Source organism: Tropicimonas marinistellae (assembly GCF_001509585.1).
Classification (GTDB): Bacteria; Pseudomonadota; Alphaproteobacteria; order Rhodobacterales; family Rhodobacteraceae; genus Tropicimonas; species Tropicimonas marinistellae.
This window is the reverse complement of sequence record NZ_LNCI01000005.1, coordinates 181,030-207,717: the sequence shown is the minus strand read 5'-3', so window position 1 is coordinate 207,717 and position 26,688 is coordinate 181,030. Positions and strand designations below refer to the sequence as shown.

Here is a 26,688-nt window from a genome sequence, read left to right as displayed (position 1 = left end):
ATACCGGTCCTTCGTTGCAATACGCATCAACGACTGAATTGCCACCGGTGTTCCAGAGGCGCGCTGTCACGTTTGAGCCATGGTGCACCGCAAGTGGAACAACCGTCCCAAAAAAGGTCCCGCGAAGGGAGGAGAGCATGAGGCCAATACTGTCAACGCTTGTTGCCGTGGCTATGTCGCGGGTTGGGCTGTGACCTTCGACACGCCGCATAAATGGTTGAATCAGGTCGGCTCGGGTTTTGGCGGCACCAAGGTCGGCATGGGGATCCATTGGCCCGCCGGTATCGAGGCCACAGGAGAGCTTCGTAAGCTACACGGTCGCAGCGAATGAACCGCTCACGGAAGGTACACGCGAAACCCGCTTCGAGTTCGCCTATGACGGCGGCAGGGCGGGAAATGGCGGCGACGGTGCGCTCTATGTCGATGACATCCCGCCCGCAACGGGCCGGATAGACCGGACCCAACCGACGATCTTCTCGCCCGACGAAACCGCCGATGTCGGTATCGACCTTGCAATAGCAGTCGTGGAGGAGATTGGTGCTGAAGCGGAGTCCCGATTCACCGGTCGTGTCGTGGCCGTGAAGGTCGAGGTCGAGTAATCTGCTAAGCTGGCCCCTTACTATGTTGTCTTGCGGTTGGTCGATCGTTCGGGAGCAACGATTGGTCTTGGTTGGCTACGGCCGTTCTCTGAATCCTCCACGAATGGCGGCTTGGTGCCATGCACCGTGGTTCTTGCCGGTGGCTGGAGTGCTGCGCTTCGCGGACGCTCAAGTCTTCAGGAAGGGCGGATTTCTGCCATTCGCAGCGGAATGTACTGCGTTCTGCACTTCGGACATTACCGTCATTCGACAAAAATCGCGAGCGGCCGCGACTTACGCATTGCTGATAACGTAAATGCGCGGTGATTTCGTGTGTGCAGCATGACCTGAGCCGAGGACATCGGCGATGATCTACTGACTAAGGCGATGCACTCCCGCGTGTGGATCGACGCAAGTGCAGCCGTGCGCCTCTTTCTCAACCTGCCTCAAAAGAAATCAGATCCCTGATTGCAGGCAGTTCAGTCTTCTTCGACCTTTCCGAAATTGTCCCAGCCAGTGATCATTGCGCGAAGTTGTGCAAAGACAGTCTCTCCTGTTGTGATCAGGTAGAGATGCGCGACCAGGAACGCCCCGATCAGGAAAGCCGCGGCGACGTGGACGCCGTTAATCCAGATAACTGGAACGGCGTCGGGGTACAGCGCGGGGTACCTGCCGTAGATCCACAAGATCACGCCCGAAATCCAGATTGCCGGAGCCATCAACAGATGGAACGTCAGGTATGCCATTGCCTGCATCGGGTTGTGCTTGCGTTTGGGAGAAGGGCGGAACGGATGCGGCGAGCCAAGGAATATTCCCGACGCATAAAACAGGACAACCTTCCAGAGACCCTTGGTGGTAAGCACGTAGTGGCGCCATTGGCCCGTTACGACATGCCAGAAAATAGCAAAAGTCCACAGAACGATCAGGGAAAACGCGCCGATGATATGCAGGTTCAACGCCTTTTCGAAGCCGACGAAGGCCCAGTAACCACGTATCTCGGCTCCGGTGACCATGAGGCCGATTATCAGCATTGCCTGTGACCAGTGCCAGAATCGTTCAAACAGGGGAAACAGAAAGACGCCTTTAGCGCTCTGCTGTCGCGTGTCAGCCATGACGGTTTTTCCTGTGGAAGAGCCCGAAGCCGAGCCGTAGGATCAGGTGAACGAAGGCCGCTGCCAAAGTCGCGCCTATGAGTGCCAAACCTGCCGCGTCCAGCCATCCAATGCGGTCTCGCCCCGGTACAAAGCCGCCGGGAAGGTCGGAGATAACGCCGTCTGTGGCATGGCAGTCCACACATTCGAGCGCTTGCTCTGCCGGGGCAACCATGTGATTGACCGGGATCATCTGGCGGACGCGTGCAAAAGCCACGTCGCCGCTGAACCGGGCATCGGCCTCTTCCATTCCAGCTTCGACGGCATCTTCCCAGCGGAAGTCGTTCCAAAGTGCGTCGCGACTGCGGCCGGCGAGCAGGACGGAGACAAGCGCGCGGCTTTCTTGGTCGATCGGAATAACCGAGTTCATTACTTTTACCGGAGCGATACGGGAGTCCGCAGCAGCAGGTTCGCCTCCATAAAGCGCGATCCACGGGGCCTCGGCGAAGGCTGCTGCGATAGACTCAAGATCCCCTTCGCGGGCGTCATCATCAAGCTCGTCCGCGTCGTCGGTGGCAATGCCTGACACCACGTCCCCAGGCCGATGGGTCACAAGCTTTCCGTCCGACCAGATCAGCGTCGGTTCGACTTCCCGCGCCCACGCAAAGTGGCCTTTCTCCGAGGCATAGGCGACCGTCCCGTCCTTCTCCTTGTCGACATATGGCTGGCGACGGCGGTCCAATTCGCCCACGCTCGACCAGTCCCACAGCACGCGAGTCTGGGTGTCGCCACGGGCAAAGGAGGGGATGTGGCAAGTCTCGCAGGCTACGCTGTCGATATGCCGGTCGAGCCTCGCGCCACTTCCGAGGTCGGCATGGGGAGTCGGGCTGTGGCAGCTTTGGCAGGATGCCGCCGCACCGGCCAGCGCAGGGCGATCGGGTTTGTCGCCCGGCGCCCCGGTGTACCGGCTGCCGGTCGTGACATGGTCGCGCGTTGTATGGCAGGTGGCGCAGGTAAAACCCGCGCCGTCCGGTTTGGCTGACATGTGGACATCCAAGTCCGCAGAAGGGGCGATCAGGTCGGCGTTCAGGTCGCCATGTTTGACGCCCGGGCCTCCATCTGCGTCGAAATGGCAGGTCCCGCAAGCGGCGCGCGTGGTGGCACCGACAGAACGGGCTGCCACTGCAAGGTCCTCCACCTCGGGCGTGTCCCCCCTTAACCTCTCATCGTGGCACATCGTGCAGGCCGAGCCGTTTTCGTGAAAATTGGCAACGGTCCACTGCCCTGTAGGCTCGTGGCAAGTGAGGCAATCAACCGGCGCCACCGGATCGCTTGACGCATCGAGCATCGCCATATCGTCGAGCCGTGTTCCGGCAATATGGCAAGAGGTACACGCGTCAAGATTAGACGGCACGGACAGCAGGAACCCGTTGGACACATGGAGCATTCCGAGGTCCCGGGCGTCGCTCTCCACCTGCGGTGCCGTCCAGGTGAAGTGAATGGACCCGTGCAATTGCTCCGATCCGGTGTTGTGGCATCCGAGGCAAGCGTCGCTGACCTCGCTGGCGGACCTGAACGGCCCCTGAAGGTCTTCAAATTGGCTGTGATCGGCCGTCGACGAGGACACCGTTGCAATGTCCGTCTGGGAAATTGCAACCGGCACAGTCAATCCTGCCAATAGGAGCGCAAGGATCAGGGTGCGAAGCCATGGCAGAGCCATTGATGTCGTCCTTTGCAGATCGTGATCCGAATGATGGAACCGGCCGCGTATCGCGGCCGGTTGCGGAACTCAGGGATTTGGATGCCGGGGTTCTCTACTCTTCCGGGCGCTCCCCAATCACGTCTACACCGCTACCACCCTCGGCCAGGTCAACGGCCGAGTCGTAGCTGAGCTGGAGCGAGTAGAACGGGTTGTGCGTGTAGGCCCCCGGGTCCTTCGAGACGTAGTTGTAGTTGTAGGCGGCCTTCAGCATGCGGGGCGTCCAGGACTGATAGCGGTTCGGATATTTCACTTCATCCTCATCCGCCTCGCCGTTCCCGTTGAGGTCGTTGAAAAAATACGGGTAATTGGTGCCTTTGAAGACGACGGGCTTGCCGAGGACACCGTCCGCATATCCGACGATCGCTGCATAGAGTTGTTCCTGAAGCGCGGTGATTTCGGCATCGATACCTTCGGCCACGTCGCCATCGGCATCATAGTCCGCCTTGGAGCTGCGCACGAGCCGCATTGTCTCGGCATTTGCCGCATCGACCTCGTCATGGCAGTCGGTGCATGCCGCGACCTTCACCTTCAGCGTATGTGGAGAGTGGCAGTCGTTGCAGGTCTGCGAGTCACGATCGTGGAAGTAGAATCCCGCATATTCCTTGCCGTCGTACTCGTATCCGCCCTGTACCTCGCCACCGAAACGGGTCGCGGCCGCGGGGCGGTAGTGCACATTGATAAATCCAAGCTCCTCATGGCCGGTATCGGCATCTGTGAGACCGAGTTCCTCGAACTTTGCGTTGACCTGAACGGTCGATGCACGGCCGCCATGGCATGTCATGCAGCGCACATCTGGGGTAAAGACTTCCTGCGCGGCGCCGGACGGGAACGTCACGACGGTCCGATTTCGGGCCTCCGAACTGTGGCACGCCATACAGGCGACACCAGGCGCTTCGGCTGCAGCGGTGGCATGTTTTGTATCCACGACGCCGGCCTCGGTACCGTCCGCCCCGAGATAGTCGAGGTAGCCAGCCGTCGAGTGGCATTTGGCGCAGGTCTCCGGGATAAGCTTGTCTTCTTCCTCGTCCCAATGGCGAAAGGCTTCCTTCGTGATGTCCGCGTGGGGTGAGGACCGCCAGGCCTCCAGTGCCGGGATTTCCGGCATCAGGGTTGCCGGAGTGATTTCAGTCTCCTGAGCGTTTGAACCTGTCAGTCCGCCAACCATGCCGAGGCCGGCGATAACTGCCGCCAAAACGGTGGCACGCAATACAAGTGTCATCTGTCCACCTTCCGTTGTTGTGTCAGGGGGACTCGGTACGCTCGCTGCGCGTCCACGCCGGGAGTTTCTCAAATCCCATAACACGAAAGTAACAAGAATGTGACACGCCACATAGTGGGCAAATCGGCACAATCTCCTTGCAAGCAACTGTATTTAAAATATAAATTGTGAATACACAATTGGCTGGCCGTCAAAAGTCTGCACCTAACGGTCGCGCAGGGTACCGCCTTTCATTGCTGTAGGTTCGATGCTGGTTTTTCGCTTGAAGTTCGCGAAAAGAAACAATCGTAGCTTAGCGCCGCCCACAACGGAATGGCGCCACCTTCCCAACAATCAACGATAGCCGGCTCGAACTTGAGGCTTCGGCTAACACACCACACTGGTTGCCTTTCCATGGTGCGTCTCTGAGTGTCTCAAACTTGTGCGGACGAAGCGGTTCATCTTATCGCCAACGGGCTTCAGTTCCCCGCCACGTTGATACCGCCACCACTTCCGCGCAATCTGTCTCTTCGCGTTTACAACAAACGGCGGCAATGTCGGCAAATCACTCGTTTGTGCGGCTCGCACGAATGGCAGCTGTGGGCCGTTCGCGATGGTCGAAGGGTCCAAGCAGATGATCCATAACGTCGGAGTGCGGGGTCTCGCCGCAAGCCAAGTCAGTGGCGGTTGTTCGAAGGCACGGGAGGTCGTCTCTGCTGTCCGCTGAAGTGATCGCCCCCCTCGAAATTTCTGGAACATGGAGCTCCGCGCTCCCCGCGTCCGGCCGCCGCGCAGCAGAAGGGCCCGGAGCGGCTTCCGGATCTGACGTTCGAAGCCCGTCCCCTCCGCCAGTTACTATTTCTATAACTTGGGTGGTGGTTCTCCGTCGTTTCTGAAGATCAGGTCTACCTTGTGGCAGCGTAGTAAGACACTCTGCGTTCAAGATAGGCCAGGAGTTCGGAGACCGCGAAGGCCATAGCGAACAGGACAATCAGCACGGCCCAGAAGTGCCCCATCAGGAAGTTCGAGGAATAAAGTTCGAACAGCGCCCCGAAGCCGACGATACTGATCAGCAATTGGCCGATGATGACCCCTTTCACGGCACGGATCACCCCGATCCGGATGCCCCCGAGGATTTCCGGCAGTGCCGCCCAGATGTAGATCTTGAAGAATGCGTCCCACGGCGTGGCAAGGAAACTCTTCGCCATGTCGACCAGAGACCGGTTGATCTGCTTCACACCGGCGCGTGCGTTCAGGATGATGATCCAGATCGCAAAGAGCGTGGTGGTGATAATGATGGACTTCATGCCGAAGCCGAAGAGGACCATGAGAACCGGCACCAGCGCGGTCAGTGGTGCTGACAGGAATATGTTGACCCAGGGCAATAGGAGTTCGTCCGCAAGTCGGTTCTTGCCCATCAGAATGCCCACCGGCACCCCGATGACGATGGCAAAGAAGACGCCGAGGAAGAAGGCATATGCGGTTTCCGACAATGCCGTCAGGAAGGCCGGGGTGCCGATTACCGAAAAGAGGGTCGCTATAACCTCGGACAACGGGGGCACGAAGAAGGTGAGCCCGGAGCGGCCGACGATTTCCCAGATCAGCCCCCACAGGAGCAGCGAGGACATGCCCGGAAGCTGGATATTTCCGACTTTCATGACTTACTCCACATAGCTGCGCAGCGAGGCCCAGATCTGGTCGACGATATCGAGATATTCCGGATCGCGGCGGATGTTGGAAACGTCCTTTCCATGCAGCGCCCTGGGTCGGATGATTTCGCTCACACGGCTCGGTCGCGGCAAAAGGATCGCTATCTGGTCGGAGACATAGACCGCCTCTTCGATCGAGTGTGTCACAAAGATGAATGTCTTGTTTTCGTTTTGAACGAGGCCCAGCAAGTCCTCTTGAAACTTGCGGCGGGTCTGTTCGTCAACGGCAGAGAAGGGCTCGTCCATCAGCAGCACCTTAGCATCGACCGATAGTGCCCGGGCGAGGCCGACCCGCTGCCTCATTCCACCGGAAAGCTCGTGCGGATAGCTGTTTTCGAAACCCGAGAGACCAACGGCCGAAATGTAATTCTCCGCAATCGCCTCACGTTCGGATTTCGGCATACCGCGGAGTTCCAGACCGAAGGCGACATTGCGCATGACGGAGGCCCAGGGCAGCAGCGCGAAATCCTGAAACACGAAGGCGCGGTTCGGTCCAGGCCCGTTGATCAGCCTCCCGTTGACCTCCACCTCGCCGGAAGTGGGTTCCAGAAGCCCGGCAATGATCTTCAACAACGTGGTCTTGCCACAACCGGACGGGCCGAGCAGGGAGGTGAGTTGCCCCCTCGGAAACTCAAGAGACAAGTCCTTGAGAGCCTCGACGGCCCCGTAGTTCTTGCAAATATTGCGCGTAATGACGGCGTGCTCGGTATCGAGCGAAGCAGCCTGCCCGAATGCGCTCTTAGTCTGAGACATATCCACGGTTGTTCCCTTCGAACAGGTAGTTTTCTATTGATTCCAGAAGATTAAGAAAAAGCACTGCAAGCAGGATGATCGAGAAGATCGCCGCGTACATCGACGGGTAGTCCGCAATTGAGCGACTGAAAGTGATGATGTCGCCCACGCCCGTCGGGGTGATCTTGAGCTCAGAAAGGATCGCCCCGATGAACCCGGCGGAAATGCCCAGGCGCAAGCCGGAGAAGATGAGCGGCGATGCCGAGGGAATGATAATCTTGGTGATGATCTCGGTGTCGCTGGCAAGGTAGGAGCGCCCCATCTCCTTCAGCGAGCCCGGCGTATTGCGGACAGCACTGGACGTGTTCAGCACGATTACCGGCATCGCCATGATGCAGACAACAAAGACCTTGGACGTCAGCCCGATCCCGTAGGCCATGACGAGAAGCGGGATAAGCGCAGCGAGTGGTGCAGCCTGCATGACGATGAAGATGGGCGACATCAGCCAGTCGAACCATCCACTCAACCCGATGAAAAGGCCGATGGTTATGCCAAGAACAGTCGAGATCAGGATCCCGATGACGAGCGGTTTGAGCGTTTCTCCGTAGGCAACAAAAAGCGTCCCGTCGAAGGTCATGCGGGCCAGCGCCTGCATAGATTCGATGAACGTCGGGAAGGCGTAGCTGACCGGAATGCGGCCAGCGATCTCCCATGCGCCGAACAGGATCAGCGTGGAAAGGATCTTGAGAAGGGTCGGGCGCGTGAGCATCCGATATGCCTCCGGTAAAGGGTGATGCGGCATTGGCCGGCCCGGGGTTCCGGTCCGGCCGCTGCAATGCTGAGTCAGTTCCCGGTCGCCGCGTCGAGCGGCGCCATATACCAGAAATCGTCGATGTTTAGGTCGCCTGGGTCGCCCTCAAGCTGACCGGCTGCGGAGTACCACTCCATGTCGGCCTCGGCCGCCTTCCGGCCACCACCGTCGGGGTCATAGAGCCCGCCTTCGACGGCATCGGTGTAGAAAGTGTCGAGGTTGCCGAGTATCTCCGCCGGAAGCTGGCCGATGGGACCGTCCGGGTTGGTTTCGCGGCTGATGATCGTCGGGTCCTCGGACATATCCTTCCAGGTACTTGCCAAAGCCGCCACGAAGGTGTTGACCGCTTCCTCGTTGTTCTGGATCCAGTCGAGATTGGCAAAGAGCGCCTCGTCACTCGCCTCTACCTCGAACATCGGCAGGACGTTGAACTTGTCGCCCGCCTGTTTCATCAGCTTGTTCTTGTTGGAAAGATCCACGATCGTCGCGTCGGTCTGCCCGGCCATGAGGGCCACGATCCGGTTCGCTGATCCGGGCACGTAGGAGCGTTCGCCGAAGGTTATGTCATATTTGCCCTCGATGACGTTGGCGATCGAATCCGTACCGCCGCCCCGCGAATGGAGCATGATCGGCTCGCCATCGAGATCCTCCAGTTTTTCGTATTTTTGAGAGGTTACCGGGAAGAACTTCAGCTTCGAGAGCTGGAAAACGATCCTGATCGGTGCCTTGGAACGTTGCATGGCCGCGTAGGGCGTGCCGAACCCGATATCCATCTGGCCGCTCAGCACTGCCTGAATGGCCAGCTCTTCATCGGAAAAGGCTGTCCATTCGTATTCGAGGCCATTTGCCTTCGCACGTTCCAGCGCCACGAAGAAGGCGGCCAACTCGTCTGATGGTGTCTCGGCAAGCGCGATACGGATCGTATCCGCCTGCGCGGCGGGTGCCGCGATCCCTACGGCAAACGCGGCGATTGCAGCGTGCTTGAGCAGATGTCTCATGGTGTCCTCCCTTGACAAATGTCAGTCTGCATTTGCCGGCCTCGTCCGGGGTCTTTCGCCTCGTTGACCGGTCCTGTGCTCGGTGTCTCAAACCTCCCCGAAGAGTCGTGACGCGACCGAAGCGAGATGCGCGCGCATCGCGTCCTGTGCCGCAATCGGATCCCGCGCTGCGATGGCTTCGGCGATCCGGTCGTGTTCCGCAAAGCTCGTATGATCCTGCGGCGGACGGACGGAGGCGCGCACGACATTGCCCCAGGCGACCGCGCGGCGCACCTGATTGAGCTGATCGAACATCGAAACCAATAGTGCGTTGTCCGTCGCCAGCGCGATCTGGCGGTGAAGCAAGTCGTCGAATTCCTCGTATTCGTCCCATGTGGGGGCGTTCACCGCCTTTTCACGCGTATGGTCGATCCGCGACAGGGCGCTGGCCGACGCGTTCATCGCGGCTTCCCGGGCGATCGCCGGTTCGATGGCCATTCGGGCGCGCATCATCTTGAACGGTGAAATCTGCCGGGCGAGTTCATGCAGAACGCCGACGCCCGCACCCTCGGCCTCGCTGGAAACGAAAGTGCCTTTGCCGACGTGGCGCCAGATCCGGCCTTCGTTCTCCAGTGTCTCCAGCGCCTTGCGCAGCCGCGCGCGGGACAGGCCCAGTGTTACGATCAATTCCCGCTCCGGCGGAAGCCGGTCCCCCGGTGCGTAGGCACCGTCCGCGATCAGCTTGCGCAGTTTCATTTCCGCCTCTCCTCGCGGGGTAGGCGGTTCCACGTCGGCCGTGCGGTCGGATAATTGGTTGGCGAGATTGTTCATATTGGTTGCAAATATCGCCACCCAATCGGCGACCAGTCAAGGGAATTGTTGACTTCTGCTTGATTGGTTGCAATTGATCTCCCTATTGGTTGCAGGCAAAGATATTGTCCGTCCATCAAAAATCCGGAGGAACCCATGCCGAATTTCGTGATCCCAACACCACCGGTCGCCTCGCTTCCCGTTGCAGGAAGCGAGGCCAGTTTTCCCGTGCGGCGCGTCTATTGCATCGGACGAAACTATGCGGCGCACGCCATCGAGATGGGTCACGATCCGGATCGGGAGCCTCCGTTCTTTTTCCAGAAGAATCCCGACAATCTCGATGTGTCCGGTGAGTTTCCGTACCCTGATCATTCCAACGATGTGCACCACGAGGTCGAGATGCTCGTCGCCCTCAAGTCCGGTGGGCGCAACATCCAGCTCGGCGACGCGCTCGATCATGTCTACGGTTACGGCGTGGCGCTTGATATGACGCGACGTGATCTGCAGGGCGAGATGAAGAAGATGGGCCGCCCTTGGGAGATCGGGAAAGCCTTTGAGCGGTCCGCGCCGGCGGGCCCGGTTTACCCGGTCTCGGCAGTCGGGCACCCAACCTCGGGTCTCGTCCAGCTGAAGGTAAACGGAGAAGTTCGGCAAGAGGGAGACCTGAACCAGATGATCTGGAAGGTCCCGGAAATGATCTCCTATCTGTCCGAATACTTCGAACTGTCGGCGGGAGATGTAATCCTGTCGGGCACCCCCTCGGGCGTTGGCCCTGTCGCACGCGGCGATTCCATGGAAGCATCTGTTGAAGGGCTCGGTACGCTGTCGCTCTCAGTAACCTGAAGCTCTCTCAAACGTCGAGAAACCGCACGGCCAGCTCATCGTCCGTGCAATCGGCGAAGCCCGCGCTTGCTCGAAATTGTGTTTCAGCGCGCCCATGTCTGACGTCGGCGCCCATCGGAGCGAATTAGCGGTTTGAGCAACGGAGGGTTTGAGTTCATCGAAGCCGCTAGGGGGCGAAGATGAACAAGACACTCGGAACATCGAAGGATGCCGCTGACAGGTTGTTCAGATCGATCAAGCGAAAGACCAGCAAGCATTACTCCTCGGAAGAGAAGATCCGCGTCGTGCTGGCTGTGGAATCGCACTCCCGACGATATCCGCGAAGATGCCGTTGAGTTCGCCCCGGAGCACGAGGACCTGACACCTCGGGAACTGGCGGTCAAATACACCGACGAGAAGCAATACTTTGTGTGAGAATCATCGGCTTACCGTATCTTCAAGGCCGCCGACCGGATCACCGCGCCAGCCCATGTCGACATCCGCGCCGCAGATGAGTTCTGGGACAAGAGCACTCGACCCAACGAGCGCTGGCACCAAACCATGACGAACCGGATTCTGCTGGAAAACTACTATTTGCCCGGCGACCGGGAACGAAAAATCGAAGCCGTCGTCGAAAACTACAACAACCGCCGCGACCCCGAGAGCCTGGGCAACCTGGCACCCGCTGACGTCTATCGCGGACGAGGCGCTCAGATCCTGTCCATGAGAGAGGAGATCAGGAAACAGACCATCCGGACCCGCCGCTTGCACCACGACAGTGCCGCCGAATAACCCCAAATAGAAAGCGAACCGGAACCCGGGCCACGAAAACGCCTCACGCTCTCCGAAAAACTCTGACGACGGACAAGCACTGCCACTACGGAAACAACGAGTATTGCCAAAATGATCCAGCCACTCAAAACTAGGAACACGTAGAAGGCGAACAGAGCGCTCGCAAAGAAGTCAGGTATTTTGTTGCAGTAGGCGACCGAAGAGCCTGCCAAGCCGTCACCCAAGTAGCCGATGAGCCACAACACGACAGGGAACGCCAAGACTGCAAGTGCCAAGAGCGATAACTAGCGGCCATTGCCGCTTTTGAACCGAAGATCGAACACAGCCACCATCGTCATTTACCAGCGAGGCACAGCTGTTTCATTATGCCGCTTTGTATTCTGACGCCACCGCTCGTTGAAGTCTTTGATCCTTGGCAATGTCGCCGTCCGTCGCCTCATTACTATTGAAACAGGCCGTCTTCTGCATATGAATGGTGCGCTCGGGGGCGCACCGTTGTTTTAGAGACTTTGCGACGAGCAGCGATCGTCCCGCACCAGGAGGCAACCCATGCGTATTCTGTTCACAGGTGGGTCGGGCAAGGCCGGCCGCCACGTCTGTCGGTATCTCAGGGACCAGGGGCACCGGGTGGTCAATGTCGACCTCAAACCGCTCGACGAACCTGGCATCGACAATCTGATCGCCGACATTGTTGACAGCGGTGCAATGTTCAATGTCATGACGAGCTATGCCGATTTTGACGAGCTGGAGAACGGCATTGGCGTGCCGGTTTTTGACGCGGTTGTTCATTTTGCGGCCGTCCCGCGGATTTTGATCAAGCCCGATCACGAGACGTTCCGAATAAACACGATCGGCACCTACAACGTGATCGAGGCGGCGGTGAAACTGGGCATCCGCAAGATCGTCTTCGCCTCGTCGGAGACGACCTATGGCGTCTGTTTCGCCGATGGTGTGGCAGACCCCGACTACCTGCCCGTGGATGAGGACCACGACACCAACCCGATGGACAGCTACGGACTCTCCAAGGTGGTCAACGAAAAGACCGGCCGCGCCTTCCAGCGCCGCTCCGGCTTCGACATCTACGGGCTTCGGATCGGCAACGTGATGGAGCCGCATGAATACGCGCGCTTCCCCGGGTTCTTTGCCGATCCGGCGGTGCGGCGACGGAACATGTTCGGCTACATTGATGCGCGGGACCTCGGGCAGATCGTGGATCGATGCCTAAAGGCCAACGGGTTGGGGTTCCAGATCTTCAATGCGGGCAATGATACCAATTCGGTCAACCTGCCCGCACGCGAGATTGCCGAGCGCTTCTTTCCTGGAGTGCCGGTGGCAGAAGACCTCGGCGAAAACGAAGCGCTCTATTCCAACCGGAAGATCCGGGAAGTGCTGGGTTTCGAGGAGGAGCACGACTGGCGCAAGTACGTCGTTGAGGACGGGACATGACACACGGACGGAAGATGGTCGACTTCATCGCAAACGAGCGCTGTCCGGAAGTCGGGAGAGGTGACAAATGACAACATTCGACAGCATCCCCCAGGTTGGTTTCGGCACCTGGAACCGTGACGGTCAGGACGCCTATGACGGGGTGCGCCGGGCGCTCGATGTGGGCTACCGGCACATCGATACGGCCGAGGGCTACAACAACGAGGAGTTTGTCGGCGCGGCAATTGCCGGCAGCGGAATCCCGCGCGACGAGATTTTCCTGACCACCAAGGTCGCCCCTGAGAGCTTCGGGCCGGGACAGATCATGCCCCACGTCCGAACCTCGTTGGAGAAGCTGCGCGTCGAGAAGGTCGACCTTCTGCTGCTCCACTATCCCTCGATCCAGGACGAATACGAGATCGAGGATTACATGGCGCAATTTGCCGACGTCTTCGACGCGGGGTTGGCCGACCGGATCGGCGTGTCGAATTTCACCAAACGCTATATCGACCGCGCGCTGAATCTGCTTGGCGACCGGCCAATTGCCACAAACCAGGTGGAAATCCACCCGCTGATGCAGAACGGCCCGATCGTCGAATATTGCCGCGCGAAGGGAATTCCGCTGACGGCCTATTCACCGCTCGGGCGCGGCTGCGTGAACAAAAACACAGCATTGAAGGAGATTGCGATGTCCCACGGGGCCACCGCAGCGCAGGTCTCGCTCGCCTTCCTCATGGCCGAAGGATTCATCGTGATCCCGTCCTCCGGAAACCCGGCAAGGATCGCCGAGAATTTCGCGGCGAAGGACATCGTTCTCACTGACTCCGAGATCGTCACGATCCGTGGCCTCGACGAAGGCCGCCGACTGGTCGACGGGCCGTGGTGCCCGGTCTGGGACACTGAGTAAAGCCGTTCCCGGAAAAAGATGGACGAGACGCCCGGAAATCTGGCGTCAGGTCAGATTGGGGGCGCCGCCGCGCGGAGACTATCGGCCGCCGGAGATCTTCCGGTGTCGTTGCTGGTCTACCTGGTCACCGTAAGGATAGACGTTGTGCTGCGGGGCGCTGACGGCGTTCAAGAATTCCAGATCCTCCGTAGACAGTCGCAGATCGGCGACCCCGAGATTGTCCGCAAGTTGTGTCTGGTTGCGTGCTCCGACGAGGACGGACGTGACCACCGGCCTTTCTGCCAGCCATGCCAGCGCCACCTGTGCCAACGAGCGGTTGTGCCTCTCGGGGACCTGCCTGACGGCTTCGATGACGGCCCAGGTCCTTTCCTGGGCGTTGCGCGGGGTGCAGGCCTCCATGCCCCGCTAGGGCTGTACGCCCAACCGGCTGGCGCCGTTCGGCATCTCGTCGCGCCGATACTTGGCGCTGAGCCAGCCGCCACCCAGAGGCGACCACGGCAGAAGGCCGATGCCGGCATCGAGTGCTGCCGGCACGATCTCGAATTCGATGTCGCGGACCAGCAGATTGTATTGGGCCGGCAGGGTGACCGCCGCGCGGAACCCGGCGGCCTTCGCGACATAGACGGCCTTGGTGAGTTGCCACCCCAGAAAGTTGCAAAACCCGTAGTGGCCGACCTTGCCCGCGCTGACCCGTTATCGAGTAAGCGTTGAGATTACTCGATCGGTGTTAGCGCGTCTCAGACAGGCATCTCGTAGAGATCGATGCAATCGAGAGCAGGCAGAATTTCATGCTCTACGACGGCAGCGCGTGGAAACGCGGTAAGGATTCTGCGTTCGCTCTGGCGGACAACGTCGCTCGACCATCGATCGACTGCGAATTACGGAACGTCGATCGCAATGGCCGGCTCGTCGCCGTTTGCGGGAAAGGTAACCAACACACCAACGCCCAGCTCGTTCGCAACGGCTGGGCGTTGACCTACACGGACTAAAGCTGCGACTACGTTGGCGAGCAACAGCAAGCCAAGAGGGAAAACCTTGGCATCTGGAGTGCCACGTTCGAGATGCCATGGACTTGGCGCCGCAACAATTGATCTGCTGACACACATTCAGCTCCAGCGTGTACCCATCGAATTCTCATACGGGCGTGCCGCTCGCCAAGTAGCGTGATGTGGGGGGAGTGTCAGAGACGATTTCGGCTGTCCAAGGGGCCGGCGGGGCAGGGATCGTTTTTTCCGAGCGGAGATTGAATCCAAGAAGCCCATTCGCTAATCAACCGATTGAGTTCACCCACCGGTGCTAGCAAGCCTTGCGAGCCATGCTTCCCACACGAGTTCCGTTGCTGTTCAGCGCCCAGTTAAGGTGAGTAGTAGTTCCAGTTCTGCCGGGTCCGGCGGTAATGCTGATCGTCCCATAGCGACGCGCGCGGTTGTCCTGTCGCCTCCGCGTCGTTCCAGAAGATCTTCAGAACCGACCCGTCACGACGTGCCTCCAGTACGATGAGCTCTTCGCGGAAATCTCCCGCTACGTCGGCGGCGTAGGTCCGTGCCGCCTCGGCAGGCCAAACGCGAAGGAAGAGTCCGTTCCGGGCATCGACGAGCGCGATTTGGCCATCTACATGACGCTCAGTCACGAAGAGGAGTTGTCGGCCAGTCCCGTCCCAGTGAACCGGCCTCGCAATGTCGATGCCGTATTCTCCTCTCTGAGCACTGCGACCACCGCGGAAATCGACCCGAATCCAGTCTACAATCCGCTCGATAACGCCGGCCTTTGACTCGGCCCGGCAATCGCCGACATGGCACCAACCAGGCGGTGCACTTCGGCCGACCGACCAGGTCCCAATGACCTCCCCCTCACGACTCATCAACCACGGGTGGTTGCCGCAAGACGACCGTGCAAAGACTTCTTGCCCCGGATGGTCGGTGTCGAAGTCGCCCACAGCGAGCTTGTCGGGATCTTGGTTGTAGCGGCACTCGCCGATCGCCCAGACGCCGCCCGGTTCGTGGTGGGCAGTCCAGCCCGCGCCCGACGGACTCAGAACGATCGTCTCTTCGTTGCCATGTTGCTCGGCGAGCGCGATCTCGAGCCCGGGCTCGGGCAGAATATCCCCGACGGCGAGGCTGTCGAAGGCGTCCATCCGCGTACCTTCGTGCGCGGCAGTTTGTAAAAGCGTTCCGTTTCGGTCGAGAAGGATGGGCCCGACGACTTCGTCATGGCCATCGCCATCGAGGTCTATCGTCCGGACCACGCTGTGCTCGACACCCCACCAATCCGTGACATGCCAGAGTGTTTGACCATTCTCGAGATCTATCGCGCGAAGCTCGCGCTGGCTGTATTGAAGCACGGCGTCGCGCTCGCCTTTTCCGCGAAAGTCTGCGATGGCAAGGGCAAGGGCGCCAGGGAAGTGGAAGCTCCGCTCAGTCTTGCCGTTCCGCGCATCCCGGACAATCAACATGCCGTCTGACAGCAAGTAAGCCACTTCTTCCCGACCGTCGCCATCCATATCGCCGGCGATCGCGCCGGGCGCGTGGAGCCCCGGATACCCGGATCCGCGGTCCGCACGGTTGAGGGCGATTTCATCGCGGACGTGCCAGAGCTGCGCGCCCGCGCTGGAGTAGGCCGCGACATGGCCCGGGGATGTGACAACGAAATCCATCTGGCCGTCCCCGGTAAGGTCGTGAGCGAAGAGTGCCCCTAGTCCCATTGGATCAATCGGAACGTCGAGTTCAAAAACCATCGGATTCGTGGGATACAGGCCTGCGCGTGTTTCTGGCGCATTGTCCGCGCCGTGTGGAGCCTTCGCCATCAAGGGTGCGACCCCGGATTCTACGAGCAGTACGCTTACCGCGATGACGATGCCTCTAAGCAATTTGGAGAAGGTGTGGCCATGCATTTTGACCCGGGCGTTCCTTCCAGAAGAGCGTTCTGGCGTGGCCATCTGTGCACCTCGTCGAAGAACGACGCTTTCTCGTTTCTGGCCGGTCAACGGAAGTCCGATACCCTTGAGATCTGCGATACACTCGCACAGGGTGAACAGGGTCGCAAACACTTCAGTTGCAGCGAAGCTCCGCGATGCCGTCGGCCATGCCGGTCGTGGGGAATGGGTCGGACTGGGCGTGTCTCGTGTGGTTGGCGGTTGGATCGAGCTATTGGTGCGAGTCTTGCCCGCAGTGAATGTTTGACCGGCCAAAGCGCGTAAACGCGTTGTCCGCATAACCTTCCATTTCCGACCCGACTTCGGTGGGTAGGTAACGAACGGCCATTTTCTGTACCCGCGTTAGAAAGGTCAAATCTCAAGACCTTTGTACTGCGGTAGCAGTCAACTAACGATCAGCGAGCTCAAAGCGGACCGTTGCCACAAGCGGCGACGGAACGGAGTTCCATAGCGGGAGACATTGGGCCACCTGGCTCGGTCTTTTCCCCAGACCGCACTCTAACGGCGACAAGAGGACCATTATGCGCATCTCGAAACTACGAAGCCCGCATCCCCGCACGTTGCTCGCCCACGGAGCGAGAGCGGTCGTCCGGACTGCGCCAAGCAAGAACGACCAGATGAACGCCTGGGTTAACGACCTTCGGGGGCGGCGAGGCTACAACCGAGCTACGGTTGCGGTCTCCTACAAGATCGCACGGACGATCTGGGCCGTGTTTCGAAGTGGTGAGCCCTACCGCGCCGCCACCTGAAAACTTCGGCGCTGATTATGAGACAACGAGGAAAAGGACTGCCGGGATCGAACCGGTGCACGACCGGCTCTCCACGAAGCCGGTCGCTGTCGCAACGCCATGCCAAACAGCACCTTCGCCGAAAGGCACGTTTGGATCGCGGCATCGCTGTAAGTCTGCTGGCGGCCGCGCCTGCCTGTCGGCACGGCATCCCAACTCATCTCGGGGTCGAACCAAATCGTCAGCGAGCCCCGGCGCTTGAGCGCCTCATTGTCGCCCGGACAGTTCCTGGTCCTGTGGGTCGTGGGCGTCGGTCTGCTCATGCATCCCAGCGACCACGCTGGATTCACGATATGAAACCCTCGCCGGAGTTGTGCAACAGAGCAGCACGCACTCATCGCGATAGCCAACCGCGAGGAAGCCCAATCTCAGCAACCCACGTTAACGGCCCCTCCAACCTGCACCAAGCATCTTGCTCGACTGGACTACACGACGAGCAATTCCAATATCCCGTTCTCTGCCGGTAGCGCCTCTGGCTTCCATAAAGTGTCCGGACTTTCTGGTCCCGGGAGGCGTCCTAGACGTCGGGTTCATCAATCGGCATCGGGTGGGCCGTGCAAGCGGAAAGCCCTTCAGTTTCCGGGGGGTCTGCAGACCTGACTTTGGTCGCAAGCGGCCAAACAACTGCTTTACGCAGTGAGCCGACATGACCAGCGGATCGGTTCTGATCCGCCCATCGCGGCAACTTGGCCGATAAAGCGGTCATGCTCGGTAGTACGGCGTTCAACGCGATATCTCCGATCCACGCAACCGGACAGTCCGTTCGCCGGACCCGGAAATTCCTCAACGAATACGGAGCACAAGCTGCACGAGGTAGACATCTCAAACGCGCCGTTTCTTCGGCCAGACCTGGAACGGCTACCGTCGCGTCTCTGGTAATTGCCTGAGAATGACTGCCCTGTTTGTGGCACCCACCGCGAGCGGAGCGCGAACGCCGCAACACGAAGACGAACGCGTTCATTCCAACCAGAAAGCGTTTGCTTGGCTCTCCCGTGAGGTGGCCGCGCCCCTTGGAACCGATGGTCTTGGTCGATGGCGGACGCCCCTCCAACATTCACTGGCATCCATCCGGGATCACCTCGTACGGTATGCCTACAGATTTGGTGAACTGGCTTCTGGAGACAAGGATGCCGAAACGCGACGGAAAAATCGGCCTTGATCGAGAGGTGGACCGCGAGAGCCTGTTTCTACAAATGCTTGCGTCTGAGAGAGTCGAGGTGTCCGACCAGGCAATGGCCTACTTTCGAGAGCATCCAGAGGAGATCGACGAAGTAACCGCGAATACAAGGGTCCATAGGTTTTTCCTTTGGGTGGGCATGGTGCTTGGGATACTCGCGGTCGCTGCCTCAAGGCTCTTGTCTTGGCTGCCGTTCGAAAACCTGGTGGGACAAGGTGTTGAGAGCTTTATCTCAGAGATCGTGTTCGAAGGAGGTGTCGCCCTCATGGGAGCGGCACTGACGGCTTACTTCATGGGTGTTCTGCTTAATGCGCAGCAGAAGCGGGCGGCCGCATTCCGCAGAGAAATCCGGCGCCGGTTGCGTGAGGACTAGACGGTAGGTGATTTTACCGTATGCAGGTTTGACCCCGAAGAGAACAGACCTTGCGTGCGCGATCAGCTTTGGTGTGGCGCAGAACACCGCTACCTGAGCAGCAAAACAACAACGGGCGTGACGTGAAGTCGGTCCAACGGCCGCATTGCGCAGGAAACCGAGCGAACCACCCGCCTCGGCCAAGTCTGGCCGAGATCGGCAAGTTTGGCCGACATGAGGGTCAACTGATTGAAATGCTCGGATGATGGTTTCGCGTCCGGAAGAGGCCGGGCGTCAGTGCCACAACACCCGCCCCATACATTGACGTGCGTATGGCGGTGTGCAAGCGCGGCTAATTGTTCGCCACGTTTCTCTGGGCCTTCATCTTCAAGATGGCCCAGACTGCATAACTCAGATCCAAGATGGAGAACATGGAGGATGGCGGGAAAGAGTTCCTTACGATCTACCTGCACGGCGTGGGGCTATGACCTCAGGTCCGCTGCTCGGGTCGGGTTGTAGGTGCTGCGCATCGCGCAGGCAATCTACCCGGCCCGTGTGCAGGCAGTGGGCATCCAGTACCAGATTGGTGACACGTTCAAACGGGTCCGAATGAGCGCGGCCAATAAACCAAACCCTCCTGGCCCCAATACCGATATGGAATAAAGAGGCTTTACTCCAATCCATAGGCTATTCACGACTGCATCAGCAGGAGTTGGAGGGTCGCTGCAGTGGCTACGTTTTTGATGGTTCGTCGCTAGAGCGGTCGTTCGTGACGAGCGACGTTTTTTTTGTCGGTTTCGCGGGTGAAACCGGCTTCGTGTTTCGTTATCCGGCCTCGTATTTCGCAGCCCGTTCAACGGATCGGCAGGCTTGACGTCGCAAGTTCGGTAATCTCGTCCGTGATCTCTTCCTGCCGCAACAGGCGCGATTGAGCGACGAGTTGGTCGAGCGATTTGCTTACGTTGTCATGAGCCGCGATCATCGCTCGCGTGCGCGCCTCGTTCTCGGCGACGAAGGACAACATGATTGCCTCGGTGATCTCGGCAAAAACATATTCCTCGGCCAGACGGGTAAGCAGGTCTTCGGCGGGCAGGGTGATTAGCGGCGCGGCTCCGTGGAGGGGCGCAGGGAAGCGGGAAAAGTCGAATGGAACGAGCGGCCGGACCACCACGTCGCCAGTTGTCGGGCCGTCGGGCGCGGCGTGGACGACAGTTACGCAGGTGACATTCCCTGCTGCGAGGCGTTCGTATATCGCCTCCGTGATCCGGACGGCGAGGCTCGTGGCCTGACCTGCATGGGCGATCATCGGTGCCGACCAGTCGACATCGAGACCGCGTTCCTCGGCCACAATCAATCCGCGATCGCCGGCGAGGATCAGTTCATGCGGATCGCCGAGCAGCGGCGCCGCGGCGTCGAAGACGGTCTCGTTGAACGCGCCAGCGAAGCCCTGTTCGGCCGCCAGAAGCACGACTGCCCGACGCCCCGTGTTGCCGCGATCACCGTCGCGACCTTGGTCGGGCAGAAGTGCGAGCGACTGCGAGATTGCCTCGCCGATCGTGTCGGCGAAGGTGCGGATTCCAGCGACATGGCCGCGCGCCTCCCGTGCGCGCGAGGCGGCGATCCCACGCATCGCCGCGACGACCGCGGCGAGTTTCCGGACCGTGCCGATCCGGGTTTCGATATCGGCAAGGCGTCCGCTCATGACATGCCCCCATCGGCGACCAGCGCCGCAACGGCGCTCACCAGCGCCACGCGGGCCTCGTCCCTGAGCATCCCGTCGGCCTGCACCTCGGCGACCGCGTCGGGCGCATGGGCATCAAGCCAGGTGGCCAGGCGTGTGCGCAGGGCCGGAAGCCTGCCGGGGATCTCTGCGTCCAAAGCGCCCTCGGCGAGCGCGGCAAGCAGGGCAACCTGGTCGACGAGCCTCAGCCCGCAGTAGCGCGGCTGGTTCAGCAATGCCCGGACGCGTTCGCCGCGCACGATCTGGGCGGACACCCGCGCGTTGGAGATGCCACCGAACCGCGTGAACATTTCGAGCTCGAGAAACTGCGCGTAGTCGAGCCGGACCCGGCCCGACACGGCCTGCATTGCTTGTGCCTGGGCCTTGCCGCCAACCCGGCTAACCGACAGGCCGACATTGACTGCAGGGCGCTGGCCAGCCGCGAATAGGTGGGTGTCGAATACGATCTGCCCATCGGTGATCGAGATCAGGTTGGTGGGGATATAGGCAGAAAGGTTGCCGGCATCGGTTTCGGCGATGGGCAGCGCGGTGAGCGAACCGCCGCCACACTCGGACGACAGCTTCGCGGCCCGTTCGAGCAGACGCGCGTGAAGGTAGAAGATATCCCCCGGATAGGCTTCGCGCCCAGGCGGTTCGCGTGTCAACAGCGCCAGTTCACGGTGGGTCGCGGCATGTTTGGAGAGATCGTCCAGTACAATCAGCGCGTGGCCGCCCCGGTCCCGAAAATACTCCGCCATCGTCATGCCGGCGAAGGGCGCGATCCACTGCAAGCCCGGCGCATCGGCCGCACTACCGACGACGACGATGCAGCGGCCGGGATCGCCGTGCTCCCGCACTGCCGCGATCACGCGTTCGACGGCGGTCGCCCGCTGACCGATTGCGACATAGACCGAGATGATGTCGGAGTTTTTCTGGTTGATGATCGTATCGACCGCGAGGGCGGTTTTGCCGGTGGCGCGGTCGCCGACGAGGAGTTCGCGTTGACCACGCCCAACCGCGAACAGGCTGTCGATCACCAGCACGCCGGTCTCGACCGGGGCCGAAACCAGGTCCCGTTCGATGATCGACGGCGCAGGGCGTTCGACCGGGCGCGTCTCGGCGGAATCGATCGCAGGGCCGCCGTCGAGGGGCCGGCCCAGCGGATCGACGACACGGCCGAGCAGTGCCTCACCGACCGGCACGCGCAGCACCGCACCGGTATCGCTCAGCCGGTCGCCCGCCACCACGGCATTCGCATCATCGAGCAGCACGACGTCGAACGCATCGCGGTCAAGGGCCTGGGCGAAACCGTGTTGTCCGCCTTCGAAGCGCAGCAGTGCGCCGAGCGCGACATCCGGAAGCCCGGTCACCCTGGCGATGCCGTCGGCCACGCGCACGACACGGCCGACCGCTTCCGCTTCGGGCGCAAGTGCAGTTGCAGCGAGGCGCGCGCGGCTCCTGTCGAGCCAATCGGGAGCGAGCGGATGGTCAGGCATGGCTGGTGACCTCTGCGATGATCCGGTCGAGGTCGGCGCGGAAGTGGTTGCGGATGATGGCATGTGGCGCGTCAAGTTCGAGGCCGGCGATCAAGGCGGCGTCAGTCTCGATTTCGAGATTGATGGGATGGCCGAGAGCATCGATCAGCAGCGCCTCCAGTCGCAACTGCTCGTCATCGGTGAGGGCGCGGGCGGCGCGCAGGCGCACCGGGTCGCCGGTGCCGATGCCCGTTCGGGTCGCCTCCGGCAGATCTGCGACCGCTTTGGCCAGCCCGTCGACAAATCCGTCGACCCGGGCCGTGTCCGGAAGGCGCCCCATCAGCCTTGCGGCGATGTCGGCTGCGAGCGCGGCGGCGTCTTCGGCCAGCGCCGTTTTCGCGGTTCCGCGCATTTGTTCCAGTTCGGCACGGGTGTCGGCACGGGCCCTTTCGGCTTCGATTCGGACCGTGGCGAGCAACTTCTCACGAGCCTGCGTCGCCTCGTCCTGCGCCTTTTCCAGAAGCGCCGCCCGGGTTCTCGAGATCTCGGCAGCCTCGGCGTTTGCTTCATCGCGCGCTGCTCTTGCCGCATCGCGCACCTGCTGTGCCTCGTCCAATGCCGCATGGGCCGCCGCCTGCCTGTCGGCAATGATCTTTGTTACCGGTCTGAACAGGAACCGAGCGAGGATCCAGATGAGGATCAGGACATTGATGGTTTGCAGTCCCAGTGTCCACCAATCGATGGTCATGGGCATGTGTCCCTTACACGAACGGGTTGGCGAAGAGCACGAGTAACGCGATCACCAGGGTATAGATGGCCATGGTCTCGATCATCGCGAGGCCCACGAAGAGTGTACGGCTGAGCGTGCCGGCCGCCTCGGGCTGGCGAGCAATGGCATCCATAGCGGCCGCCACCGCGCGGCCCTCCGCAAGCGCGGGACCGATGGCGCCGAAGCTCACGGCGAGCGCGGCGGCGAGAATCGAGACGATCGGGATAAGGTTTTCGGTCATGGGGATTTCTCCTCCTGGGACGGCGGTGTTTCGCCTGGCGCTTCTCCGGCGGCAGCGCCGATGAAGACGGTGGCGAGCACCGCGAAGATATAGGCCTGCACCGCGCCGGTGAGCAGATCGAGCGCCATCAGCGGGATCGGCACGAAAAGCCCGGCCAGCGAGAGCACGATGCCCACGACGAAGACGCCGCTCATCACATTACCGAAGAGGCGCACGACGAGCGAAAAGGTGCGGGTGATCTGCTCGACCAGGTTGAGCGGGATCATCACCCAGGAAGGCTCGGCGAAAGTGGCGAGGTACCCTTTGAGCCCGCGTCCCGACACGCCATAGGCGATGGTGGCGGCGAAGACGACGAGGGCGAGGGCAGCGTCGGTTTCCAGATGCGCCGTGGGAGGTTCGATCCCGGGAACAAGGGCGCTGCAATTGGCGATCAGGACGAACAGGAAGATCGTGCCGATCAGTGGCCGGTAGGGCGCGGGATCGCGGTTCACGGTGTCGCGCACCTGGGCGTCGATGGTGGAAACGAAGAGCTCCAAAACCGTCTGTGTTTTCCCCGGCAGGAGCGAAAGATGCCGTGTCGACAGGATGGAAAAGAGGCCGAGCGCGATGATGATCGCCCAACTCACCAAGACCGGCGCGGTGATCGGAACCGGGCCGATGTGGAAGAGCGTGTCGAGGGAAAGCGGGCTGTCCATCATGGTCCCTTTCGAACGCGGCGCAGCACGATCTCGCGCGCCACGATGACACCGATCATCCCGGCGAGGAGCGCGCTGACGCCGAGAAGGGCGAGCGCCACCATGAGTGCGGCTAACGCCGCGAGGCGCGCAAGTTGGAGGCCCACGGCGCGCCACAGATGCGCACCAACCAGGAACAATCGCGTCACCCGTTTGAGCGAGGCGAAATGCACGTAACCCGCGGCAACGCCGAGGCCAAAGCCGAGAAGGAAATGAACAAGTGCCTGGGTCATTGCCGGTGCATCCATTTCCATGCGGCATGCAGGCCAATTGCGGCGCCGACGAAAATCGCCGCGGCGGTCAGCGTGATGCCGGTCGCGAATTGCTTGTCGGCGAGGCGTCCCAGAACAACGCCGAGCAGAATTGGCGTCACGATCGCCCAGCCGAGAATACCGATCTGGCCGAGACGGGCACCGAGTGACGGTTCTGGGGTTTCGCGCCCCAGCCTGTCGCGTTCTTCCGAGCGGCGCGCGGCTTCCGCGAGATGGTCCGTGCGGTCAGGGTCTTCGGTCATGGCCCGTCTCCCTTCGCGGCTGTGGCCATACGCGGCGTATGGTCCAGCCCTCCCGGCGTTCCTGGCCTGAGAAAGCGCATGAGTTGGCGCACTGCCTGCGCGTGAAGCCGCATCTGCTCGACCCGCGCCCGGCGATCGGCATCCGCCTCTTCGGCGCGCAGGAGGCCCACCTCGGCTTCCAGCCGGGCAAGATCGTCGCCAAGGATGCCTTCCCGGCAGGCGACGGCGACCCGCTCGCCGCCGGTGACGGTCATGAGCCCGGCCCGCAATGCGCAGAAATGCTCGGCTTCGTCTGCTCCGCGCCATCGCAGGACCGATGCCGGCAGGACGGTCAGGAAATCGGCATGTCCCCGCAGGATGCCGAAGCCGCCGCTCTCGTCCTCGGCCCGGACCGAGAGTGCCGCGGGCTCATCGACCAGGAGATCCATGGGCGTGGCGATGGTAAGGTACAGCCCCCGCTTCATGCCGCGTCCCGCCCGGTTCGGGCAGCCTCCTCCTTCTCGCGGGCCTCTTCGAACGTGCCGACCATGTAGAGCGAAGACTCGTTCCAGTCGTCGGCCTCTCCATCGAGGATCGCGCGGCACCCGGCGAGCGTGTCTTCCAGCGCTACCGAGCGGCCCGACATACCTGTGAAGGCTTCGGTCACGGCAAATGGCTGGGTCAAAAAGCGCATCAGCCGGCGGGCGCGTTCAACGATCCGGCGGTCTTCGCGGCCGAGTTCCTCCATGCCGAGGAGCGCAATCACATCCTGCAATTCCCGGTAATGTTCGATGGCGCTCCGAACGGCATTGGCGACCGACACATGGGTCTCGCCCACCACCAGCGGATCGAGCAGGATCGAGGAGGACGCGATCGGATCGACGGCCGGGTACATGCCGTCGGCGGCCATCGCGCGGCTGAGGACCACCATTGAATCCACGTGGGAAGCAATGGTCATCACCGCCGGGTCGGTGAAATCATCGGCCGGCACGTAAACCGCCTCGATCGCGGTGACCGAGGCATCGCCCACCGAAGCGATGCGCTCCTGAAGCTCCGCCACCTCGGTGGCAAGCGTCGGTTGATAACCCACGCGGGAGGGCAGGCGACCAAGTAAGCCCGAGACCTCGCTGCCCGCCTGAACAAAGCGGAAAACGTTGTCCATGAGAAGAAGTACGTTCTTCTTCTGCTCGTCGCGGAAATACTCTGCAACCGCGAGTGCCGTCATGGGGACTCGCCAGCGCGCGCCCGGGGGCTCGTTCATCTGTCCGTAGACAAGCACGGTGCGATCGAGAACGCCGGCCTCGGTCATGTCGCGAAGCATCTCGTGCCCTTCGCGCGAGCGTTCGCCGACCCCGGCAAAGACCGAGATCCCCCGGTACCCCGCCACCATTGCGTGGATCAACTCCATCACCAGCACTGTCTTGCCAACGCCCGCGCCGCCGAACATCGCCGCCTTGCCGCCCCGTGCATGCGGCGCGAGCAGGTCGATCACCTTGATGCCGGTTCTGAACAGTTCCGATGCCGCCCCCTGCGCCCGGAACGGCGGCGGTGCGCGGTGGATCGGACGACGGGGGACGTTGCCTGGCAGCGGTCCAAGACGGTCTCCGGGTGCGCCCGTCACGTCCAGCAGCCGCCCCAACACCGCATCGCCCACCGGGACCAAGACGGCTCCCCCCATTCTGCGGACGGACGCGCCCCGCCGTAGCCCGATCGTCGCTTGCAGTGCGATCGCCCGCAAAACTTCGTCGTCGAGATGCGCCTGCACCTCGACCAGTGTCGGCTTTTCGCCGGAGTTTTCGATGATCAGGGCGTCATTGATAGCCGGAAGCGAACCCTGGGTGAATGCGATATCCACGACTGCCCCGCGGATCGCGACAACCCTTCCATCCATGGCTGCTTCGGGTACGATCAATCGAACTCCCATCACCGGCCTGAGACAAAATAATACTCGATTGGGATTGGGCTTCACACGATCCAAGTCAAACTGCTCTCGGCACCTCATGTTCGACGACATTTCGGTTGGCCGGTGGTCAGGATTATTTTATGTCCGCAGTTTCTGCGCCATGCCACAGCGGGCCAACTAATAACGTTCGGGGTATTGGCCCATCACGTCGGTCCCGTTGCGCTGCATTTTGAGCGCTGCAGGTCGAACGGGCGTCAGCTTGACGCAGTTGGCGCTTGTAATCCACCTAGACGATTGTCGATGCTTTCGCTTTCCGTTTGCCGGTCGTCGCTCAACGACCCATCTCACATGAAATATCCCTGCCGCCTACGGAGCAGGCGTTGTGAAATGGTAAGCCCTTGGCCCTTCAATCAAGCGCTCTAAACACTACTCGTTGCTTCCGTTTGAAAACGTTGGAGACGACAAATCACCTACAAGAGACCTTTTGACA

General features: G+C 60.9%; 26 protein-coding genes and 3 pseudogenes. 9 read left to right on the top strand and 20 right to left on the bottom strand.

All coding sequences use genetic code 11. From position 1 onward, the window contains the following. Positions 1 to 239 precede the first annotated feature (239 nt). Positions 240 to 599, top strand: a complete 360-nt coding sequence (locus tag ARC39_RS12135) for a hypothetical protein (protein ID WP_068114794.1) — start codon at positions 240 to 242, stop codon at positions 597 to 599. A 458-nt stretch (positions 600 to 1,057) separates the two neighbouring features. Here the strand turns inward: ARC39_RS12135 and ARC39_RS12130 are convergent, their stop codons facing one another. The 8 genes from ARC39_RS12130 to ARC39_RS12095 all read right to left on the bottom strand — a co-directional run bounded on the left by ARC39_RS12130 (position 1,058) and on the right by ARC39_RS12095 (position 9,614). After that, positions 1,058 to 1,690, bottom strand: coding sequence for a cytochrome b/b6 domain-containing protein (locus ARC39_RS12130; RefSeq protein WP_068114791.1), 633 nt, complete (start codon positions 1,688 to 1,690; stop codon positions 1,058 to 1,060). Further along, the gene (locus ARC39_RS12125) at positions 1,683 to 3,389 is read right to left on the bottom strand and encodes a tetrathionate reductase family octaheme c-type cytochrome (protein ID WP_068114790.1); all 1,707 of its coding nucleotides are present in this window, start codon (positions 3,387 to 3,389) and stop codon (positions 1,683 to 1,685) included. Before ARC39_RS12125 ends, ARC39_RS12130 begins: the two co-directional genes overlap by 8 nt. Positions 3,390 to 3,483: 94 nt before the next feature. Next, a complete protein-coding gene (locus ARC39_RS12120) occupies positions 3,484 to 4,650 on the bottom strand; it encodes a hypothetical protein (protein WP_068114787.1) in 1,167 nt (388 codons plus the stop codon). 884 nt (positions 4,651 to 5,534) lie between these two features. Then, a complete protein-coding gene (locus ARC39_RS12115; RefSeq protein WP_068114785.1) occupies positions 5,535 to 6,287 on the bottom strand; it encodes an ABC transporter permease in 753 nt (250 codons plus the stop codon). 3 nt (positions 6,288 to 6,290) lie between these two features. Then, entirely contained in the window at positions 6,291 to 7,091 is an 801-nt protein-coding gene (locus ARC39_RS12110; protein WP_068114783.1) for an ABC transporter ATP-binding protein, read from the bottom strand. Next, complete coding sequence (locus ARC39_RS12105) at positions 7,078 to 7,839, bottom strand: ABC transporter permease (RefSeq protein WP_068114781.1); 762 nt, start codon at positions 7,837 to 7,839, stop codon at positions 7,078 to 7,080. The genes ARC39_RS12110 and ARC39_RS12105 overlap by 14 nt, the downstream gene beginning before the upstream one ends. Positions 7,840 to 7,913: 74 nt before the next feature. Then, positions 7,914 to 8,879, bottom strand: a complete 966-nt coding sequence (locus tag ARC39_RS12100) for an ABC transporter substrate-binding protein (RefSeq protein WP_068114780.1) — start codon at positions 8,877 to 8,879, stop codon at positions 7,914 to 7,916. An 87-nt stretch (positions 8,880 to 8,966) separates the two neighbouring features. Further along, positions 8,967 to 9,614, bottom strand: coding sequence for a FadR/GntR family transcriptional regulator (locus tag ARC39_RS12095; protein ID WP_068114777.1), 648 nt, complete (start codon positions 9,612 to 9,614; stop codon positions 8,967 to 8,969). A 210-nt stretch (positions 9,615 to 9,824) separates the two neighbouring features. Between ARC39_RS12095 and ARC39_RS12090 the strand changes: the two genes are divergently transcribed. The 4 genes from ARC39_RS12090 (at position 9,825) to ARC39_RS12075 (ending at position 13,614) form a co-directional block, all read left to right on the top strand. Next, on the top strand, positions 9,825 to 10,511 hold the full coding sequence (locus tag ARC39_RS12090) for a fumarylacetoacetate hydrolase family protein (RefSeq protein ID WP_068114775.1): 687 nt from the start codon (positions 9,825 to 9,827) through the stop codon (positions 10,509 to 10,511). Between the two features lie 540 nt (positions 10,512 to 11,051). Continuing rightward, the gene (locus ARC39_RS26560) at positions 11,052 to 11,282 is read left to right on the top strand and encodes a hypothetical protein (RefSeq protein ID WP_068114774.1); all 231 of its coding nucleotides are present in this window, start codon (positions 11,052 to 11,054) and stop codon (positions 11,280 to 11,282) included. 549 nt (positions 11,283 to 11,831) lie between these two features. Beyond that, the gene (locus tag ARC39_RS12080) at positions 11,832 to 12,728 is read left to right on the top strand and encodes an NAD-dependent epimerase/dehydratase family protein (RefSeq protein WP_068114771.1); all 897 of its coding nucleotides are present in this window, start codon (positions 11,832 to 11,834) and stop codon (positions 12,726 to 12,728) included. Between the two features lie 67 nt (positions 12,729 to 12,795). Next, on the top strand, positions 12,796 to 13,614 hold the full coding sequence (locus ARC39_RS12075; protein ID WP_068114770.1) for an aldo/keto reductase: 819 nt from the start codon (positions 12,796 to 12,798) through the stop codon (positions 13,612 to 13,614). A gap of 78 nt (positions 13,615 to 13,692) precedes the next feature. Here ARC39_RS12075 and ARC39_RS26190 read toward each other — a convergent pair. Next, positions 13,693 to 14,292, bottom strand: a pseudogene (locus ARC39_RS26190) (aldo/keto reductase); the annotation flags it as partial. An 80-nt stretch (positions 14,293 to 14,372) separates the two neighbouring features. Here ARC39_RS26190 and ARC39_RS12065 point away from each other — a divergent pair. Then, entirely contained in the window at positions 14,373 to 14,603 is a 231-nt protein-coding gene (locus ARC39_RS12065) for a thermonuclease family protein (RefSeq protein ID WP_268874341.1), read from the top strand. A 365-nt stretch (positions 14,604 to 14,968) separates the two neighbouring features. Here the strand turns inward: ARC39_RS12065 and ARC39_RS12060 are convergent, their stop codons facing one another. Next, positions 14,969 to 16,315 (bottom strand): FG-GAP-like repeat-containing protein, encoded by a 1,347-nt coding sequence (locus tag ARC39_RS12060; protein WP_268874338.1) that lies wholly within the window; start codon positions 16,313 to 16,315, stop codon positions 14,969 to 14,971. Positions 16,316 to 16,971: 656 nt separating this feature from the next. Here ARC39_RS12060 and ARC39_RS26495 point away from each other — a divergent pair. Further along, positions 16,972 to 17,139 (top strand): annotated as a pseudogene (locus ARC39_RS26495) (transposase); the annotation flags it as partial. Positions 17,140 to 17,163: 24 nt separating this feature from the next. Then, on the top strand, positions 17,164 to 17,295 hold the full coding sequence (locus ARC39_RS26400) for a hypothetical protein (protein ID WP_268874337.1): 132 nt from the start codon (positions 17,164 to 17,166) through the stop codon (positions 17,293 to 17,295). A gap of 66 nt (positions 17,296 to 17,361) precedes the next feature. On the opposite strand, the pseudogene ARC39_RS25300 reads toward ARC39_RS26400, so the two are convergent. Further along, positions 17,362 to 17,597, bottom strand: a pseudogene (locus ARC39_RS25300) (transposase); the annotation flags it as partial. An 864-nt stretch (positions 17,598 to 18,461) separates the two neighbouring features. On the opposite strand from ARC39_RS25300, the gene ARC39_RS12055 reads away from it, so the two are divergent. Then, positions 18,462 to 18,884: a hypothetical protein gene (locus tag ARC39_RS12055; RefSeq protein ID WP_068114762.1), complete on the top strand. Its 423-nt coding sequence runs from the start codon at positions 18,462 to 18,464 to the stop codon at positions 18,882 to 18,884. A gap of 832 nt (positions 18,885 to 19,716) precedes the next feature. On the opposite strand, the gene ARC39_RS12050 is transcribed toward ARC39_RS12055, so the two are convergent. From ARC39_RS12050 to atpD, 9 genes are read right to left on the bottom strand one after another with little or no spacing between them, the layout of a single operon-like run. Then, positions 19,717 to 20,565, bottom strand: coding sequence for a F0F1 ATP synthase subunit gamma (locus ARC39_RS12050; protein WP_068114760.1), 849 nt, complete (start codon positions 20,563 to 20,565; stop codon positions 19,717 to 19,719). Next, entirely contained in the window at positions 20,562 to 22,079 is a 1,518-nt protein-coding gene (locus ARC39_RS12045; protein ID WP_068114758.1) for a F0F1 ATP synthase subunit alpha, read from the bottom strand. The genes ARC39_RS12050 and ARC39_RS12045 overlap by 4 nt, the downstream gene beginning before the upstream one ends. Further along, positions 22,072 to 22,806: a F0F1 ATP synthase subunit B family protein gene (locus tag ARC39_RS12040; protein WP_068114756.1), complete on the bottom strand. Its 735-nt coding sequence runs from the start codon at positions 22,804 to 22,806 to the stop codon at positions 22,072 to 22,074. Before ARC39_RS12040 ends, ARC39_RS12045 begins: the two co-directional genes overlap by 8 nt. A gap of 13 nt (positions 22,807 to 22,819) precedes the next feature. Further along, positions 22,820 to 23,068, bottom strand: coding sequence for a F0F1 ATP synthase subunit C (locus tag ARC39_RS12035; protein WP_068114755.1), 249 nt, complete (start codon positions 23,066 to 23,068; stop codon positions 22,820 to 22,822). Next, complete coding sequence (locus ARC39_RS12030) at positions 23,065 to 23,766, bottom strand: F0F1 ATP synthase subunit A (protein WP_201455750.1); 702 nt, start codon at positions 23,764 to 23,766, stop codon at positions 23,065 to 23,067. Before ARC39_RS12030 ends, ARC39_RS12035 begins: the two co-directional genes overlap by 4 nt. Continuing rightward, positions 23,763 to 24,035: an N-ATPase subunit AtpR gene (locus tag ARC39_RS12025; protein ID WP_201455749.1), complete on the bottom strand. Its 273-nt coding sequence runs from the start codon at positions 24,033 to 24,035 to the stop codon at positions 23,763 to 23,765. The genes ARC39_RS12030 and ARC39_RS12025 overlap by 4 nt, the downstream gene beginning before the upstream one ends. Next, positions 24,032 to 24,316 (bottom strand): AtpZ/AtpI family protein, encoded by a 285-nt coding sequence (locus ARC39_RS12020; RefSeq protein WP_068114752.1) that lies wholly within the window; start codon positions 24,314 to 24,316, stop codon positions 24,032 to 24,034. The genes ARC39_RS12025 and ARC39_RS12020 overlap by 4 nt, the downstream gene beginning before the upstream one ends. Next, the gene (locus ARC39_RS12015) at positions 24,313 to 24,780 is read right to left on the bottom strand and encodes a F0F1 ATP synthase subunit epsilon (RefSeq protein ID WP_068114750.1); all 468 of its coding nucleotides are present in this window, start codon (positions 24,778 to 24,780) and stop codon (positions 24,313 to 24,315) included. Before ARC39_RS12015 ends, ARC39_RS12020 begins: the two co-directional genes overlap by 4 nt. Then, a complete protein-coding gene (gene atpD / locus ARC39_RS12010; protein ID WP_149866403.1) occupies positions 24,777 to 26,186 on the bottom strand; it encodes a F0F1 ATP synthase subunit beta in 1,410 nt (469 codons plus the stop codon). Before atpD ends, ARC39_RS12015 begins: the two co-directional genes overlap by 4 nt. Positions 26,187 to 26,688 lie beyond the last annotated feature (502 nt).

Bases quoted from the DNA above. Each gene is read 5' to 3' on its own strand.
- ARC39_RS12120 (WP_068114787.1), bottom strand. From the start codon at position 4,650: ATGACACTTGTATTGCGTGCCACCGTTTTGGCGGCAGTTATCGCCGGC.
- ARC39_RS12095 (WP_068114777.1), bottom strand. From the start codon at position 9,614: ATGAAACTGCGCAAGCTGATCGCGGACGGTGCCTACGCACCGGGGGAC.
- ARC39_RS12080 (WP_068114771.1), top strand. From the start codon at position 11,832: ATGCGTATTCTGTTCACAGGTGGGTCGGGCAAGGCCGGCCGCCACGTC.
- ARC39_RS12030 (WP_201455750.1), bottom strand. From the start codon at position 23,766: ATGATGGACAGCCCGCTTTCCCTCGACACGCTCTTCCACATCGGCCCG.
- ARC39_RS12100 (WP_068114780.1), bottom strand. From the start codon at position 8,879: ATGAGACATCTGCTCAAGCACGCTGCAATCGCCGCGTTTGCCGTAGGG.
- ARC39_RS26560 (WP_068114774.1), top strand. From the start codon at position 11,052: ATGACGAACCGGATTCTGCTGGAAAACTACTATTTGCCCGGCGACCGG.
- ARC39_RS12025 (WP_201455749.1), bottom strand. From the start codon at position 24,035: ATGACCCAGGCACTTGTTCATTTCCTTCTCGGCTTTGGCCTCGGCGTT.
- ARC39_RS12050 (WP_068114760.1), bottom strand. From the start codon at position 20,565: ATGAGCGGACGCCTTGCCGATATCGAAACCCGGATCGGCACGGTCCGG.
- ARC39_RS12045 (WP_068114758.1), bottom strand. From the start codon at position 22,079: ATGCCTGACCATCCGCTCGCTCCCGATTGGCTCGACAGGAGCCGCGCG.
- ARC39_RS12075 (WP_068114770.1), top strand. From the start codon at position 12,796: ATGACAACATTCGACAGCATCCCCCAGGTTGGTTTCGGCACCTGGAAC.
- ARC39_RS12015 (WP_068114750.1), bottom strand. From the start codon at position 24,780: ATGAAGCGGGGGCTGTACCTTACCATCGCCACGCCCATGGATCTCCTG.
- ARC39_RS12040 (WP_068114756.1), bottom strand. From the start codon at position 22,806: ATGACCATCGATTGGTGGACACTGGGACTGCAAACCATCAATGTCCTG.
- ARC39_RS12055 (WP_068114762.1), top strand. From the start codon at position 18,462: ATGCCGAAACGCGACGGAAAAATCGGCCTTGATCGAGAGGTGGACCGC.
- ARC39_RS12110 (WP_068114783.1), bottom strand. From the start codon at position 7,091: ATGTCTCAGACTAAGAGCGCATTCGGGCAGGCTGCTTCGCTCGATACC.
- atpD (WP_149866403.1), bottom strand. From the start codon at position 26,186: ATGGATGGAAGGGTTGTCGCGATCCGCGGGGCAGTCGTGGATATCGCA.
- ARC39_RS12125 (WP_068114790.1), bottom strand. From the start codon at position 3,389: ATGGCTCTGCCATGGCTTCGCACCCTGATCCTTGCGCTCCTATTGGCA.
- ARC39_RS12090 (WP_068114775.1), top strand. From the start codon at position 9,825: ATGCCGAATTTCGTGATCCCAACACCACCGGTCGCCTCGCTTCCCGTT.
- ARC39_RS12105 (WP_068114781.1), bottom strand. From the start codon at position 7,839: ATGCTCACGCGCCCGACCCTTCTCAAGATCCTTTCCACGCTGATCCTG.
- ARC39_RS12060 (WP_268874338.1), bottom strand. From the start codon at position 16,315: ATGGGACTAGGGGCACTCTTCGCTCACGACCTTACCGGGGACGGCCAG.
- ARC39_RS12130 (WP_068114791.1), bottom strand. From the start codon at position 1,690: ATGGCTGACACGCGACAGCAGAGCGCTAAAGGCGTCTTTCTGTTTCCC.
- ARC39_RS12115 (WP_068114785.1), bottom strand. From the start codon at position 6,287: ATGAAAGTCGGAAATATCCAGCTTCCGGGCATGTCCTCGCTGCTCCTG.
- ARC39_RS12035 (WP_068114755.1), bottom strand. From the start codon at position 23,068: ATGACCGAAAACCTTATCCCGATCGTCTCGATTCTCGCCGCCGCGCTC.
- ARC39_RS12020 (WP_068114752.1), bottom strand. From the start codon at position 24,316: ATGACCGAAGACCCTGACCGCACGGACCATCTCGCGGAAGCCGCGCGC.
- ARC39_RS26400 (WP_268874337.1), top strand. From the start codon at position 17,164: ATGAACGCCTGGGTTAACGACCTTCGGGGGCGGCGAGGCTACAACCGA.